General features: G+C 28.2%; 12 protein-coding genes and 2 pseudogenes. All 14 read right to left on the bottom strand.

Features of this window, described 5'->3' with window-relative positions; genetic code table 11:
• Positions 1 to 87: 87 nt before the first annotated feature.
• The gene (locus RH95_RS08410; RefSeq protein WP_010248076.1) at positions 88 to 1101 is read right to left on the bottom strand and encodes a nucleotidyl transferase AbiEii/AbiGii toxin family protein; all 1014 of its coding nucleotides are present in this window, start codon (positions 1099 to 1101) and stop codon (positions 88 to 90) included.
• Positions 1073 to 1699 carry a DUF6088 family protein gene (locus RH95_RS08415; protein WP_010248079.1) on the bottom strand — a complete coding sequence of 209 codons (627 nt, stop codon included), beginning with the start codon at positions 1697 to 1699 and terminating at the stop codon, positions 1073 to 1075. Before RH95_RS08415 ends, RH95_RS08410 begins: the two co-directional genes overlap by 29 nt.
• Before the next feature lie 521 nt (positions 1700 to 2220).
• Complete coding sequence (locus tag RH95_RS08420) at positions 2221 to 3927, bottom strand: DNA topoisomerase 3 (protein ID WP_010248082.1); 1707 nt, start codon at positions 3925 to 3927, stop codon at positions 2221 to 2223.
• Positions 3928 to 4264: 337 nt separating this feature from the next.
• On the bottom strand, positions 4265 to 5155 hold the full coding sequence (locus RH95_RS08425) for a CD1107 family mobile element protein (protein WP_010248086.1): 891 nt from the start codon (positions 5153 to 5155) through the stop codon (positions 4265 to 4267).
• A 14-nt stretch (positions 5156 to 5169) separates the two neighbouring features.
• Positions 5170 to 6732 (bottom strand): stalk domain-containing protein, encoded by a 1563-nt coding sequence (locus RH95_RS08430; RefSeq protein ID WP_010248089.1) that lies wholly within the window; start codon positions 6730 to 6732, stop codon positions 5170 to 5172.
• Positions 6732 to 6977, bottom strand: a complete 246-nt coding sequence (locus tag RH95_RS08435; RefSeq protein WP_010248092.1) for a hypothetical protein — start codon at positions 6975 to 6977, stop codon at positions 6732 to 6734. Before RH95_RS08435 ends, RH95_RS08430 begins: the two co-directional genes overlap by 1 nt.
• Positions 6978 to 6992: 15 nt before the next feature.
• Positions 6993 to 9533, bottom strand: coding sequence for a CD1108 family mobile element protein (locus RH95_RS08440; protein ID WP_010248095.1), 2541 nt, complete (start codon positions 9531 to 9533; stop codon positions 6993 to 6995).
• A 9-nt stretch (positions 9534 to 9542) separates the two neighbouring features.
• Entirely contained in the window at positions 9543 to 10502 is a 960-nt protein-coding gene (locus RH95_RS08445) for a DNA-methyltransferase (RefSeq protein ID WP_010248098.1), read from the bottom strand.
• Positions 10492 to 12969 carry a VirB4-like conjugal transfer ATPase, CD1110 family gene (locus tag RH95_RS08450; protein ID WP_010248101.1) on the bottom strand — a complete coding sequence of 826 codons (2478 nt, stop codon included), beginning with the start codon at positions 12967 to 12969 and terminating at the stop codon, positions 10492 to 10494. The genes RH95_RS08445 and RH95_RS08450 overlap by 11 nt, the downstream gene beginning before the upstream one ends.
• Positions 12966 to 13313, bottom strand: a complete 348-nt coding sequence (locus RH95_RS08455) for a PrgI family protein (protein ID WP_010248104.1) — start codon at positions 13311 to 13313, stop codon at positions 12966 to 12968. Before RH95_RS08455 ends, RH95_RS08450 begins: the two co-directional genes overlap by 4 nt.
• Positions 13313 to 13474, bottom strand: a complete 162-nt coding sequence (locus RH95_RS09615; RefSeq protein WP_022620852.1) for a hypothetical protein — start codon at positions 13472 to 13474, stop codon at positions 13313 to 13315. Before RH95_RS09615 ends, RH95_RS08455 begins: the two co-directional genes overlap by 1 nt.
• Positions 13475 to 13485: 11 nt before the next feature.
• A complete protein-coding gene (locus RH95_RS08460) occupies positions 13486 to 14349 on the bottom strand; it encodes a VirB6/TrbL-like conjugal transfer protein, CD1112 family (RefSeq protein WP_010248107.1) in 864 nt (287 codons plus the stop codon).
• A gap of 1 nt (position 14350) precedes the next feature.
• Positions 14351 to 14440 (bottom strand): annotated as a pseudogene (locus tag RH95_RS09395) (Maff2 family mobile element protein); the annotation flags it as partial.
• A 165-nt stretch (positions 14441 to 14605) separates the two neighbouring features.
• Positions 14606 to 15382: pseudogene (locus tag RH95_RS08465) on the bottom strand (HNH endonuclease); the annotation flags it as partial.

The following is a 15382-nucleotide window of genomic DNA, read 5'->3' on the forward strand; positions in this document are numbered from 1 at the left end:
AAATCTACTGTATCATATCTTGGCATTCTATCCCTCCTTGTTTTAGTAATAAAAAAAGAAGATATATTTTCTATACCTCCTTAACCATTAAGCTTTATTGTCCCTTATTTTTTCATTTAAACTCTCTTCATATTTTTTTAGTTCGCTAATTATCTTTTCAAATGGTATTTTTTCTCCAAATATCATATTTTTCATACTATCATAATCTTTGGAAAAAATCTCCACTCCTTCTTTTGATGGAATTAACTTTATTCTTCCTTCCATTATCTCATCATATTTCGCCCAATTACTGGCATAAAACTTTTTCTTAAATTGAATAACAGAATTTAATAATTCTAATTGAGAAAAACTTTCTTCTTTTATGTCAGTAAGTAGCATTTTATATACATCATAAAAATGTCTTGAATACCTTGTAGGATAATTTCCATTTATTCTGTTAGCCTCTCTGTGTAGTATAGTTATTTTTTCATAAAAAGTCCTTAAACTATTTACAGATACAACTTCTATATTTTCATTAAATATCTCTGGATAAGTTTCCTCTATATAGGTTTTTATCTTTTTCCTACTTGATGGAATCGGTTCTGCTAAACTTCCTATTTCTAATCTTATGACTTGAAGTATGGAGTTATCTTCATAATTTTTAGGATAATCAAAGGCAATAGTTTGTCCATCTATTTCATCAATATAAAAATTATATTTCCTGTTCTTTAATAATTTTTTAAAATCTTTTTGCAGTGTTGGCAAAAATTCTTCTTGTATAAACTTTTTTGTATCTTCATTTAGTTTATCATTAAATTTTAATTGCTTTGTTTTACTCCTCTCTTCATAAGGCTCTAACTTTTCATAGCCCAAGAGTTGCCAATTAAGAGCAAGATCTATATCCTCTGAAAATCTTTCTATTAATTTATATACTTTAGATAAACTTGTACCCCCTTTAAAGACAATATAGTCCCTATATTTAAAATCACTAAATAGATATTTCAAAATAATACAGACCCATAAGTCCTTCTCCACAATTGCCTTTGACAAGTTCAATTTATCTGATGTATTTTGTATAACTAATTCAAGTTCTTCATTTGATATTTCTAATAGCTTTTTCATTGTTAATCTCCTGTATTTTCTCTAATATTTCCTGTACCCAAAATGGTAGCTTTAAGGTATCACGCTTTAAGTCTTCTTTAATATTTTGGGCAAATACGGCTAACTTCTTGAGTTCTTCTTCCCCTATTCCATCTTTTCCCAAAGCTCTAATTGCTTGAACTAAAATTGATAGTTCTTTTGAATAAGACGTAATGTTTCTATTACTTGTGTGTTTAAATAGTATTTTCTTATTTCTGTAATCATATTGCCTATATGGTCCATCAGAAATATATATATATTCGTTTGGAACTTGTGTAGATAATCCAGTATAATTTAAAGCTGTATCTCCTGTTGGAGATATGGTCCAAGAAAATTTATCAGCTATCTTTTCTGCCAAGGCGTTTGCATCTGGATAAGAATATTCTTTAAGGATTTCGCTATACTTAGGCTTTGTATATAATCCATCTATAAGTCTTGTGATTTTATCTTCTTCATTTAATCGGTATAAAACGGATTTGATTGTATTCTTTGTCCCCAGTCCATAGAAGTCATTAATAGAAAAAATTTTTCCTGTATTGCTTGTCATTATATCTTCTATTTTCTTGTTTATTGATTCCATTTCTAATACCTCCTGCACCTAAAATTATATACTTTTGGGTGCAAAAAATCAATTGGGTGACATTTAATTTTTGCACTTTTCTTTAAATTCTTCTTTTGCAAGATATATTGATTTACTTAAATCTACTGTATCATATCTTGGCACTCTATATTTTCTTATTTTAGTAATAAAAAAGAAGATATATTTTCTATACCTCCTTAGCCATTAAGCTTTATTGTTTTTTGTATCATTTATAAAACTTCCTGCACCTAAAATTATATATTTTGGGGTGCAGGAAATGCATTTTATTAGTAACTACTTTTCCCATGGTAAATTACTTCATAAATCAGAAAATGCTCATCAAAGACATTCTTCTATCTTTTCTATTTTTTCTTTGCCTATTATTGATATTCTTAGTTTCCCTTTAAAATGTGCTTATCTTTTCTTGTAAGTTAGCTATGTTTTAAGATTACTTTCCTTTATATCCTTGCTTTTGAAAAAACTTATATCTACTATTATCTTTCTCTGTTTTTATAATCAATTTATTTGAAATATCTACCAATGGTGTTTTTGATTTCTTCTTCAATTTCTTTTAAAAATATCTCCTTACCTTCCTTTCCATTTGCAATCTCACTTAATCTCATTTCCCATTCTGCTGTTGTTTTTGGTGATTTAAATTCATCTATTACTATTGATACTAAGTTTAAGCCCTTTCTTGTTGAAATAAGATTTCTCTTATCTCTTTTTATATAACCTTTATAAATTAGATTTTCTATTATTCCTGCACGAGTGGCTGGAGTCCCTATACCCCTTCTTTCTACTTCAATACCTTTTTCTAAAGCGTCATTTCCTGCTATTTCCATAGCTTTAAGTAAACTATCTTCAGTAAAATGTTTTGGAGGTGTAGTATACTTTTCTTTAATATTTTTTTCCTTTATTTCAAGTTCATCTCCAATATTCACATTAGGAAATATCGTATCTTCACTCTTTTTCGATGTATATTCTTTTAAATACTTTGTAAAGCCCTCATCTTTAATTACTTTGCCAGTGTTTGTAAATTCAAAGCTATCAAATATAGCTACAATTTTTGTTGTATTTTCAACGAGTGGATATCCAACACTTGCGTTTAGTTTATTTAATATTAGTCTATACACCTTAGCTTCACTTTCTGGAAGATAAGATATATCTTTACTCAACGAACTTACTGTAGGTATAATTGCATGGTGATCACTAACTTTTTTTGAATTAAATACAATTTTAATACGCTCTGTATCAAAATCATTTTTCCCCAAAATATTATTTATTGTGCTTACAATCATATCTTCTGTTAAATACCTACTGTCTGTTCTTGGATAGGTTATATATTTCTTCTCATAAAGGCTTTGAGCATAATCTAAAGTCTGTTTTGCACTATATCCAAAATATTTGTTACACTCTCTTTGTAGTGTTGTTAAATCAAAAGGTAAATCTGGTTTCGTTATTTTTTCTTTTTTTACTAAATCTGTAATTTTTATTGTATTGCCTATTAAATTTATCAGCTGTTCAGCTATCACCCTATTATCTATTCTATTAGTGGATAGTATAAACTTATCAAGTTCTATTTCTACTGTATAATATTTTTCTTTTTTAAAATTTTCTATTTCAAAATCTCTATCTACTATCATTGCCAATGTTGGTGTTTGAACTCTCCCTATACTATAATTTCCGTCATATAAGCAAGAGTAAAGTCTACTCATATTCATTCCAACAAGCCAGTCGGCTATAGCTCTTGCCTTTGCTGAGTCAAAAAGATTATCATAGTATTTTCCATCTTTTAAATTATTGAATCCTTCTTTTATTGCAGAATCTTCCATAGATGAAATCCAAAGACGCTCTATTTTCTTTTTACAATTTGCTTTCATATACACAAGTCTAAATATAGCTTCTCCTTCTCTTCCTGCATCACAAGCATTAATTATCGTATCCACTTCTTTGCTATTCATCAGCTTTTTAAGAATATTAAATTGTTTCTTTGTGGTATTTACAATTTCGTACTTGTATTCTTTTGGAATAATAGGTAAATCTTCAATTCTCCACTTTTTGTATTTTTCATCATAACTATCAGGATTTGCCATCTGAACTAGATGACCTACACACCAAGATACTCTATAATCATTTCCCTCATAATATCCCTCTTTTTTATTCTTTGCTCCTATAACCTTTGCTATTGACATTGCAACGCTTGGTTTTTCTGCTATAACTAATTTCATTTTTTCCTCCTTAATTTTTTATAAAAAAAGAGCGAAAGATTTCTCCTTCGCTCGCAATTTATCATAGCCTTTACTACATCACTTATTTATTTTTTATTAACAAACTATTATCTTCTCTTAGTTTCACAAATTATTTTAGATTTTGATATAAATTTTAAAAACCGTATACTTTTCTATCGTAGATTCTTCTTGTTATACGATAGTTGAGTTTCATATCTGAATGTTTCTATATTTTTATAATTTTTATTCCATTATTTAACACTTCTTCAAATGTTATATCCTTCGCATATATGTTTTTCTCGAATAAACTTACCATCTTTTCAAAAAATTCTCATTATTAAAAATCATCTTCTTCTGGAATAATTTCTGTATCTTCTATACTTTCTTTTTCATCATTTTCTTTATCATATTCATAATCATCTTCTAATTCGTCATAATCTTCATCATCTTCAATAGCATTCTCTTCTCTTTTTTTGTAAACTTTAAAATAATATCCTGCACCTATTCCCACTAGCATTATAAGAACTATAAAAATATATAATCCTACGCCTGACTTCTTTTCTTTCTCTTTTTCTTTTTGTGGTTCTTCCTTTTTTATAGGCTCTTCTTTTCTAACTACTTTTTCTTCTTTTGATTTAGTATCTCCTTCGATCATATTTAAAAGGTCTTGCTCACCTACTTCTGTTAATAATTGAACATTTTCTTGGTTTTGTGAATGATCTATAATAAGGTGCATTGTCTTGCCTGATTTAGTCTGAAAAGTCAAAAATTGTCTAACGTCTACAGGATTTTCTTCGCCCTCTTTTCTTACTTCATTATCTCCAACTTTAGGAGTTAGATCTTCTCCACTTTCATCTACATTTTCCAATACTGTCCCTCTTGCTTTATTCTCCTTTGTTGCTAAAGAATTAATCGCTTTTGTATTCCCTCCTTTTACAGGCTTTACTGGTTGACACAAATTAATAGATCTTTCTTTTTGTTCACTTTTTACATTTTTACTATCTGGTATTTTAGGTACTTCTTGATAGGGTATTTTTTGTTTTTCATCAGAAGGATTGTATACATTTTCATCAAATAAATTTTCTAATTCTTTATTATTTTCTGGAGTATATATATTATTTAGTTGACTCGTTATTTCACTTTCATTACTTTTTGCCATGGATATACTTGGTATTATTGTAAACATAAAGAGTAACGCTAAGGCTACTTTTATTCCTCTTTTCTTCATCTTTAGCTCCTTTTTTATTTTATATTTTTAAATACATATACTGCTTTTTTGTTATTATCCCATTCAATACTTTGATCTTTTCCGTCTTTTATATCTCCACAAGTTGCATTAAAAGCTTTTGCAATATTTGAAATAGAAGCATGAACTCTTCCATTTATAATTACTGGCTTAGTATCAGAATGATAAATATTTCCATCACTATCTTTCATAACTCCTGTGTCTATATTTAATCGCAAAGTTTTCTTTGGAAGAACGGTATTTTCTTTATTGGAAAATATAGCTTCTCTTTTGTTGTCATCATATTCAACGTTAAATCCTAAAGTATAGGCTGTATATCTTATAGGCAACATAACATAATCATCTTGAATGTATGCCTTAACATCCATATACACAGTAGTTTTCTTTCCATCTTTTATGATATTATAGTAATCTTTTCCTACTTGAAACACGCTAAATTCATCACTCTTACTATGTGGTTTTATATTATCCTCTCCTTTATTAATAACTTCTTTAGTATTTACTACTTCTTTGTTAGTAATCTTTTCTTCTCTATCTTTATCATGTTTTGTTTCTATTTCTGCTTGTTTCTTTTTAAGATTTTCTAGAATTTTTTCAAGCTTTTCCTTATCATTTAAAGTTTTTTCTTTTTTCCCTGTTTTATTTTCCTTTAGGTTTTTCTCTAGTTCACTGATTCTTTTATTACATTCTTCTATTTTTTTGTCTAAGTCATTTTGGAGATTTTCAAACTCTTTTGTTTGTTGTTCTATCTTATCTTGCAAGCTTTTTATCTGTTCTTGTAATTCTTTTTTATCTTTTTCTGCTTTAGATTTTAATTCATCTAATTCTTCTTCAAGAGATTTTACTTTCTCACAAGAATTTTCTTTATCTTCTTTTGCCTTATCTACTTGATCTTTTAATTTTTCTAATCTTTCTTCTTTTGCCTTTAAAGTATCTTCTATTTTTTTTATTTTCTCCTCTTTTAATTCTATATTTTGATCCTTTTCTTTAATCTCTTTTTCTAATTGACCAATCTTTTCTCTTATTTCTTTAAAACCTTCTTCATTAACTTCTGCCTTTTCACCTTTTGCTTCTAATTCCCATTTTGCAGAAGATAATTCTTCTTTTAATTTTTCACTTTCCTCTTGAAGTTTCTTTACTTCATCTCTTAGCTGTTCTAGTTCAGCTATTTGCTTTTTGTCTTTACTTTCTAGAGCACATATTTTTTCTTCTAGACCTTTAATTACTCTTTCTTTTTCTAATAATTGATCTTCTAGGCATTTCTTATATTCTAAAAAATTATCTTCCTTATTTTTATATGAATCTAATTTCTCTTGAAGCTTTTTTATTTGCTCTTTATTTATCTCTTTATCTTTATTTAAGTTTTCAATCTTCTCTTGTAAGTCTGTAATTTCTTTTTCTAGATTTTCTACATTGCTACATACCATTTCAGCTTCAATTTTATTTGTGTTTTGTAAACTTTTTTCTGAACTAGCATATATATGACTCATAGGCGATATATTTATAATACTTGCTAGTATCATTCCAATCGCTAAAACTCTATTTCCTATTCTTTTCATTACTTTTCTTCTCCTTCATTAATTTGACTTATACTTTTTTCTTTTCTTTCTTCTTCCTTATTTTTTCTTACTATATATAAAAATTCATCAAGGGATATTTTTTTGCTACGAAACTCTTTGATAACTTCCATATTCTCTAATTCTTCTTGTTCTTCTTCTAAGATTTGAAGTTCCAACTCAATATCTTCTTTTTTCTTTACTAACTTTTTTTGTTTTTCTATATTTTTGATTAGTTTTTTATTCATTTTTTATCACCTTTTCTATCTTGGTCTGCCAAAGGCATAAAAGTGTTCTTTCCAATATCTTGTATTAATATTTGCATATTGAATAGGATCTCCTGCATGAATCATCATTCCATTGCCTGCATATATTCCTACGTGAGATATTGGTGTTCCAGAATTATATGTTCCCTTGAAAAAAATTATATCTCCAGGCTTTGCTTGACTAGGCGATACAGGATTACAATAATCAGTATATATTCTCCAAGCTGTTGTTCTTGGCATATTCTTTACTCCTGATTTTGTAAATGACCAACATACAAATCCTGAACAGTCAAAATTCCTTGGTCCACTAGCTCCAAAAACATATCTTTTTCCTATATGTTTTTCAGCTTCTCCAAATAATCTCCTTACTGCTACATCATCAAACTCTATACCGGGATTTCCAAAATTTGGATTATCTACTATATCCCCTAAATCTCCATAACCAGAGCCAAAATAATCTCCCATATTTCCTTGATTTTCTAATAATGATAAGTAGTGAGCCATATTAGTTTCATAATTTGCAAACTCTTCTTTTGCAATTTTATCAATACTTTTCTTGGTAATGGTAAGAGTCAATATTTTATAGGTGTATGGATTTCCATCTTTATCATATTTAGTAATAGTTTTTGATGTATACTCTTTTTTGTACATCTGATTAAAGAGTTTTTTTAGTTCCTTTTTTATTTCATCAGTCGACTTAATTTCTCCATATCTTGCTGTTAAATAACTAAATAGCTCGTGAACATCATGACCTACTGGATCTCCTTTTATATGATATTCATCGTAGTTTGGATAATTTTCTTTAATACTATCTATCTCATCTTGCAAAGCATATTCATAACTTGAAAATTCATTATTTACATCACTTAGCACTTCTTTTTTTGATAAGTAACTTGTAGCCATAACATTACTTGTAATACCTGAAGTAATACTTCCAATATTACTTATTTCTTTAAACAGCATGAAAAAAAGTCCTAAAATGCAAAGGACAATAAAAATATTTTTATATCCCTTATTTTTTAGAACTTCTGCTGTCTTTTTACTCATATTTGTAATAGACTTTTTTATTCTATTTTTTAAGCTTACTTCTTGTTTTTTTCTGAAATCTTTCTGAAATTTTTTCTTCATAAAAAATCGATTCAATTTATTGGTATTTTGATAGGCTCTAGATTTTTTTAATTCTTCAAAATCTTTTTCAAATAATAATCTACTTTCTTTTTTATGAATTTTATTATCTAATTTTTCTAATTTTCTTTTAGTTCTTAAAGCTTTTTTTCTACGATTACGTCTAATATTTTTTCCAATAAGCTCTGTACTTCTGCTTACTTTATATGATGCATCTATTCCTGCATTATCTTCTTTTCCGCTATAAAGATAGTTTGATGCCATTGCACTTGCAAGAATTAAAGGATTTTCTAATCCTCCTTTTTTTGCTTTTTTATTATCTTTAACTAGGTCCTTTTCTTTTTTTGCTTTTTTCGAGTGTAATTTTGAGATCTTTTCTTCGTCTTTTTGAAGCTTATCTTTTACCTTCAATTTATCTTCTATAAACTTATTTTGACCTTCTTCTACATTCGAACTTTCCTTTTTTGTTCTTGTATATTTTTCATTTAGATTAAAATTAGCTCTTTTACCTTCTTTTTTGTTATTATCTATAATTTTATTTTTATTATTTAGATCTACAGAGCATTTTTCCTTTAAGTTCTTACCAGTCTTTAGTTTCTGATAATTCTTATTATCCATTTTACTTTCTGTTAAGTATAAACTTTTTGCCCTAAACTTCTTACCTTTATAATCCCTTACATTAGATCTTTCTATTTTTGTTGAAATGGACTTATCTTGAAATGAATTTTCTTGTTTGTCACTTTGATACTGCTCTTTATTCTTTCTAAAGTCATTTAGAAATCTTTTATTTCTATACTTTGAAAAATACTTTTCATCATCACTAGTATCTCTATAAGAAATATTACTATCTCTAAAGTCCATATCATAACGATCTATTACTCCATCATTATCTAAATCTTTAGACAATGGGTCATAAACTTCTAACTTATCTTTATTCTTTATTACATTCTTAGATATATGATTAGAACTCTTCTTGAAATTACTTATCCTATTTTCATATACTCTATCATTTTCTTTCTTGATTCTTTCTTCTCTAATTTTATCTTCTACTTCATTATCTCGTTTCAAGTTATCAAGTATTTTATATTTTTCTCTATATACTTTCTCCTGTCTTTTTCTTTGTATTTTTTCCTTATCTGATTTTTCATTAATATTAGGTATATATTTATTATCTAGTTCTTGAAAGTGGCTAGAAGTTTTCTTTATATTATCATAATTCTCAACTTCAGAAACTTGTCTATAGCTATCTTTTTCATTCATAAAAGTGCTATTTTCTCTTTCAGAATTTTTGTTTAATAAAACGGGGGAATCTTTTTTATTTTTTATAGTGTTGTTACTTATATTTTTCTTTTCTAATATAAGTTTACTTTTTGGTACATCTCTAGGATTTATTTTGCCCTTTTCTTTTTTCATAAACGCCTCCTATTTCATATTTTCTTCAATCCTTTCTTTAGCCATCTTGCAATAGTCCTCATTTAATTCTATTCCTATATATTCTCTATTCATTTTAGTAGCAACCATTCCAACTGTGCCTGATCCCATAAATGGATCTAATATTAACCCATTATTAGGACAAGCTGCTTTTATACAAATTTCTACTAATTTTGGTGGAAATACTGCATAGTGTTTTCCTTTAAAGGCATTAGTATTTATTGTCCAAATATCTCTACTATTTCTAAACTGAGGAACATTATCTCCTATATATTCTCCATATTCTCTTGCTTCATTTATGCTCTGTCTTTTAGCACCTGTATTTTCTTTTAGGTACTTATTGTCTTTTCCCCTTGCCCTTATATATCTTTTTTTACTTATCTCTTTCATGGGTTCTTTCATTGCTTCATAGTTATAAAAATATTTTTTTGATTTAGAGAGTAAAAAAATATGTTCGTATGATCTTGATGGCCTATCTTTACATGATTCTGGTATAGCATTTTCTTTATGCCATATAATATCACTTCTTAAATACCAACCGTCTTCTCTTAGTTTTAATGCAAGTTGCCAAGGAATTCCAATCAAATCTTTTGTCTTATATCCTTTTAATTTTTTCGTTACAGAAACTTTTTGACCTGTCCTTCCATTCTTATTTTTTTGGTCTTTGTATTCTTTCTTGCTTCCAGTACCAACATAAGAATCTCCTATTACAATCCATAAAGTTCCATCTTTTTTTAATACTCTTTTTACTTGGTCAAATACTTCTACTAACTTATTTAAATACTCTTCAGGACTTTCTTCTCTTCCGATTTGACCTTTAACTTTATAATCTCTTAATCCATAATAAGGAGGAGAAGTAATACAGCAATCAAATATCTCATTAGGTAGTTCTTTTAAGGCTACTAATGCATCTAAATTAATAATATAGTTACTTTTTATCTTATTCTTCATAACTTTCTTTTAACTCCTCTGGTTTAGTTGTCATTAGTCTATATAACTTAGTATCTTTAGGAAATCTATCCACGAATGGAACAATGGTATTTCCATAAAACAAAAGCCCTTCTCCTTCATTAGAGTTGGTTACATATGATAATTGGTAAAGTGATATATTTAGTTTATCTGCTAATATTTCTCTATCCCCAGAGGCTTGATTTAGCATCAATATAAAGTCTGTATTATCAAATATATTTTCTATTTCAGGACTAGCTAAAAGATCCTTGACATTCTGAGTTAACCCTGTTGGTATTCCTCCCCATTTACGAAATCTTTTCCAAATTTCTATTGAATAACTTGCTGTTTGTTCTTCTCTTAACAATAAATGGAATTCATCGCAATAATACCTAGTTTCTTTCTTATTCCTATTAATTGTAACTCTATTCCAAACTTGATCTTGAACAATAAGCATTCCAATTTTTCTTAATTGCTTTCCCAATTCTTTGATGTCATAACAAAGTATTCTATTTTTAGTATCTACATTAGTTCTATGATTAAAAACATTTAAGCTTCCTTTAACATATATTTCCATTTCTACCGCAAGTTTTTTCCCTACTTTTTCCTCTTGTTCCAAAAGTAAGTTATATAAATCTTCTAAAATTGGCATATTAGAAGGTATAGGATTATCAAAGTAGTTTTTATATAAGATTGGAAGACATCTATCTATAACAGAAGTTTCTTCTGCACTCAGTCCTTCTTTTCCCACTACTAATTCAAATAATGATAGTATAAAGTCAGACTTTAATGACAATGGATTATCTTCATCTGCATAATCTAAGTTTATATCTAATGGATTAATATAGTCTCTACTAGTAGGTGATATCCTTATAACTTCTCCTCCTAATGCTCTAGTTAAATTCCCATATTCGGATTCAGGATCACATATTATAATGTCATCTTGTGTAATTAAAAAGGCATTGGTAATTTCTCTTTTAGCCGAGAAAGATTTTCCCGACCCTGGTGTTCCAAGTATTAAACCATTAGGATTTTTTAACAGCTTTCTATCTGTCATTATGATATTTCGACTTAATGCATTTAAACCATAATATAGGCTTTCTCCTTCTAAACACAATTCTTCTGTAGTAAATGGAATAAAGATCGCTGTAGAACTTGTAGTAAGTCCCCTTTTCACCTCAATGTCATTCTTTCCAATAGGCAATGAGGACATAAGAGCTTGTTCTTGCCTATAGTTAAGATTCTTTAATACACAATTATGTCTACCTGCTATAGAGTTTAATTGAAAAATTACATTGCTCAATTTCTTTCTGCTTTTTTCTATATTTGTAAATAAAATGGTAATTACAAACATTCTCTCGTTATGATTTTGAAGCTCTAATAAAAGTCTTTTAGCATCATTTCCATAAGTGATTAAGTCTGAAGGTAATATATCTATGTCATATCCCGATCTTATAGCTTTTTTATTTTCTTCAATTTTCATCTTATCTAGATCTGTAATTTTTCTTTTTATCATTTTAATTGCGTTTGTTTGATCGATAGAGTTTATATGAAAGGTTACAATCATATTTTCTTCAACTTCTAAAAATTCAGATAATAGTCTATCAGATAATTCTGGTGCAAGAATCTGTAAGAAATTTACTTCTCCAAAGTATTCTCCTACTCTAAACTGATTTATAGATGAAAAATTAAAAGAAGTCGGAGAAATATAATCTTTTGTAGATAGACCACTATGTTTTAAATCATCATATGAAAAAGTAAATTTTTTATCTTTATTTAAAATATCATGAATCACCTTTAATCTTTCGTATCCATCTAGCACATAAGCCTTAACTCCCATTTTCTTAAAATTATTTAGTATGTCCATTTCCATTCTTTCAAGTCTAATTGTAGCTTCTTTTATATCCTGTGCTTCTAAGCTAAAAGTGATATACATATATTTACTTAATCCATTGTTCCCTTTTTCACTTTGATTTTTTAACATCTCTCTATATTCTTTTCTTATCTCATTAAAAGAATCATCTCTATATGGGATATTAATATTTTTTTCTATTTCTTCATTTTTCCCTATTCTGTTAATATATGAGAGTTCAATATCTACACTTGGATCAAAGTAATTTAAAAAGTTAGAAAATTCATTAAAAATACTTTCTTTATCTTCTTCTGTCGAAAGCTGATAATTAATATCTAAAAATCTTATCATTTTATTAAATTTATTCTTTTCTATTTGACAAATTCCATTTCTAAGCATTCTTAAATAAGGAATTGTATCTTGAACACTTTTTTTCTTTTGTTTTCTTCCATTAAAAAAAGAAAGCTCTTTCTTTTGCTTTCTTTGTCCTTTGTACTTCTTTGAATTTTCTATTTTCTTTTGACTTTTACCTATGCTTTTTAAATCTTCTTTCTGCTTTTTTAAATTCTCTTTTTCTGCATTTAATTTTTTTTGCTGTCTTTTTTGTATTTGATTCATTTTCTCCCTTCTTTCATTTTACTTATTTTTCTTTCTATATCATAAATACAATCTGTTTTATATAGTCGGATACTTGGTTGAGTCTTTTTTTCTATCATGTACTTAAGATACTTCTCAAAATACAGACCATCTTTTTCATAAAGTGTTGTGAAAATAATAGGAAATGCTACTCCTATCATAATAAGCATAGATATATCATTTGGTAGATTTTTTCTTGATAATATATAAATAGGAAAGCCTATTACTCCTGCTATTGTAAATCCAATTAATTGTCTTTTTGTTAAATTTAATGCTACTTTGGTTTTTACTTTAGTTAAATCTTTTGGAACATTTACATATGCCATTATTCTATTTCCTCTATTCTATAAATTATCATCTCATCTTCCCTTTCTTTTTTTCTTATTTTATTTGTTATATATGATCCAATTATAATTATTGGTAATCCTATTATTCCAAACCTTTTAATTTTAAGTTCATTCTTTCTTTTATTTATTCCTTTAAACATTTCTCCTCCCTTTAATGTGCATTTAATATTGATTTTGCAATACTTCCAGATTTCATCATCGTAATTCCAAGTATTAGTGTGTAGCCAAGTAGTTCAAAAATACTCTTGTGTATATCTGTTATACTTAAAGTCTTTACAAGAACTGCGTAAATACCTACACATATAAGCAAAAATAACCCTTGTAGTCCAAGAGCAAAAAGTCCTCTAATATAATTAGTTCCTATGCTCCCCCATTCTTTGTTTCCCATAGTGGCAAAAGGTATAGCACAAACAGAGGTATAGATATATATTTCTATCATTCTTCCATAAAGTATTACCGTTATTAATACCGATATTCCTTGAATTATCATTTTTACTATAGAGGTTTCTATTACTACTGTCATAAGTTTTCCTATTGATTCATTCTTCAATGTTTCTGTCATAGCCGCTATATCCCCTGGTGAAACTTTTGAACTCACATTAGCTACTCCTGCTGCTTTTCCTATTAAACTTTGAGCTACATCAAATACTGCCATAGAGAATTCAAAAGCATGAGATACCAACCATACAGCTATCCACATTTTTATAATATATTTAAAGAAATCAAATGTATCTGTATCGTTCATATTATTCTTATTCATTACCATTTGAATTAACTCAATACATAAAACTGCAGTTATGATAAGACCTGCTATAGGAAGTATTACATTTTCACTTATTGACTTTATAAAGTGGAAAACTTCCGAGTTCCATCCACTCGGAGTTTTTCCAACTTCTGTTGCTATCGTAGATACTTTATCATTTATATCAAGAAGCATTCCACTTAAATTTTCCTTGATCATGTCTATAAGCATCTCCGAAAAAAACTCTTTGATCTTATCTACTATATTAAACATCTTATTTTAGTACATTTGCTAAAAGTGGAATTAATTTAAGTCCAATAAGCACAATTCCTCCACCTGCCATAAGTTGCTTAATACCTTGAGATTTAGCTCCAGATTGCGATAGGTAAGCCTACAGTTTCAGTGTTTCCAGCTTTTCCCCCGCTTAGCACCGTGCATGCGACTTTCACCGCACACGGCGCCCCATCGCAAGAAAGATTTTCACGTTTTAATTAAGATTTACACACTTCTCAACAACTAGTTATTTCTTTTAAATGGTTGGCAATCCTATCATTTTTCTGAGTTCATTACATTTCTCAATTTGCTTACCTGTTAAGGCAAGTTCTTTTACATATTTTAGAATTGTATCTTCTTTTGTTGCATGGATTAGTATATGCACTTTTTCTGTTACAAGAATTAGATTGCTGTACTTGTCTGTACCACCTTTTTCAAGTGGTAGTTTATGGTGGCAATGTATATCACTTGGTGTTAATTTATTCCCTGTTACAAAACATCTTCCATATTGAGCTGCAAAGAGCGAAATCCTATTGTCTGCATACTCTATACTCTTATCAAGTACAGGGTGTTTCATTAACCAAACAAGAGTGTCTATATCAATTTGTAGATTTTTATGAATTAAAGATCTACCCTCTACAGTGTACTTGTTTATATCTTTTTTCTTGTGTTTTGCGTCCTTAGTTTGGATATACCCCACTGGAATTAATGGGCGTCCGTTAAGGAAGCGAAGTTGTTTACTTTTTCCATACTTATCTTTGATAAATCCTTTATTTAATGTCCCATTGGTCTTTAAGTCAAGCCTGTTGTTCATTTGCTTTTTAATGTGAAAGGCTATTTTAGCAAAGTCTAAACTCACATTTGTTGCTATTTGATAATAATTATGCAAGCCTGAAACAGTGGCATTATACCTAGATATTGCTTTGTACTGCTCTTTTCCATTTGCAGGTCTTTTTATATCCGCAACACATTTAGAAATATTTTCTTTTGCATTTTTCAGTGCCTTATCACTTATATGCGACTGTACAACAAG

The sequence above is a fragment of the Peptoniphilus rhinitidis 1-13 genome, assembly GCF_000246925.1.
GTDB lineage: Bacteria > Bacillota > Clostridia > Tissierellales > Peptoniphilaceae > Peptoniphilus_A > Peptoniphilus_A lacydonensis.

Coding starts and splice junctions, on each gene's coding strand:
- RH95_RS08410 (WP_010248076.1), bottom strand. CDS start 1,101: ATGAAAAAGCTATTAGAAATATCAAATGAAGAACTTGAATTAGTTATA.
- RH95_RS08415 (WP_010248079.1), bottom strand. CDS start 1,699: ATGGAATCAATAAACAAGAAAATAGAAGATATAATGACAAGCAATACA.
- RH95_RS08420 (WP_010248082.1), bottom strand. CDS start 3,927: ATGAAATTAGTTATAGCAGAAAAACCAAGCGTTGCAATGTCAATAGCA.
- RH95_RS08425 (WP_010248086.1), bottom strand. CDS start 5,155: ATGAAGAAAAGAGGAATAAAAGTAGCCTTAGCGTTACTCTTTATGTTT.
- RH95_RS08430 (WP_010248089.1), bottom strand. CDS start 6,732: ATGAAAAGAATAGGAAATAGAGTTTTAGCGATTGGAATGATACTAGCA.
- RH95_RS08435 (WP_010248092.1), bottom strand. CDS start 6,977: ATGAATAAAAAACTAATCAAAAATATAGAAAAACAAAAAAAGTTAGTA.
- RH95_RS08440 (WP_010248095.1), bottom strand. CDS start 9,533: ATGAAAAAAGAAAAGGGCAAAATAAATCCTAGAGATGTACCAAAAAGT.
- RH95_RS08445 (WP_010248098.1), bottom strand. CDS start 10,502: ATGAAGAATAAGATAAAAAGTAACTATATTATTAATTTAGATGCATTA.
- RH95_RS08450 (WP_010248101.1), bottom strand. CDS start 12,969: ATGAATCAAATACAAAAAAGACAGCAAAAAAAATTAAATGCAGAAAAA.
- RH95_RS08455 (WP_010248104.1), bottom strand. CDS start 13,313: ATGGCATATGTAAATGTTCCAAAAGATTTAACTAAAGTAAAAACCAAA.
- RH95_RS09615 (WP_022620852.1), bottom strand. CDS start 13,474: ATGTTTAAAGGAATAAATAAAAGAAAGAATGAACTTAAAATTAAAAGG.
- RH95_RS08460 (WP_010248107.1), bottom strand. CDS start 14,349: ATGTTTAATATAGTAGATAAGATCAAAGAGTTTTTTTCGGAGATGCTT.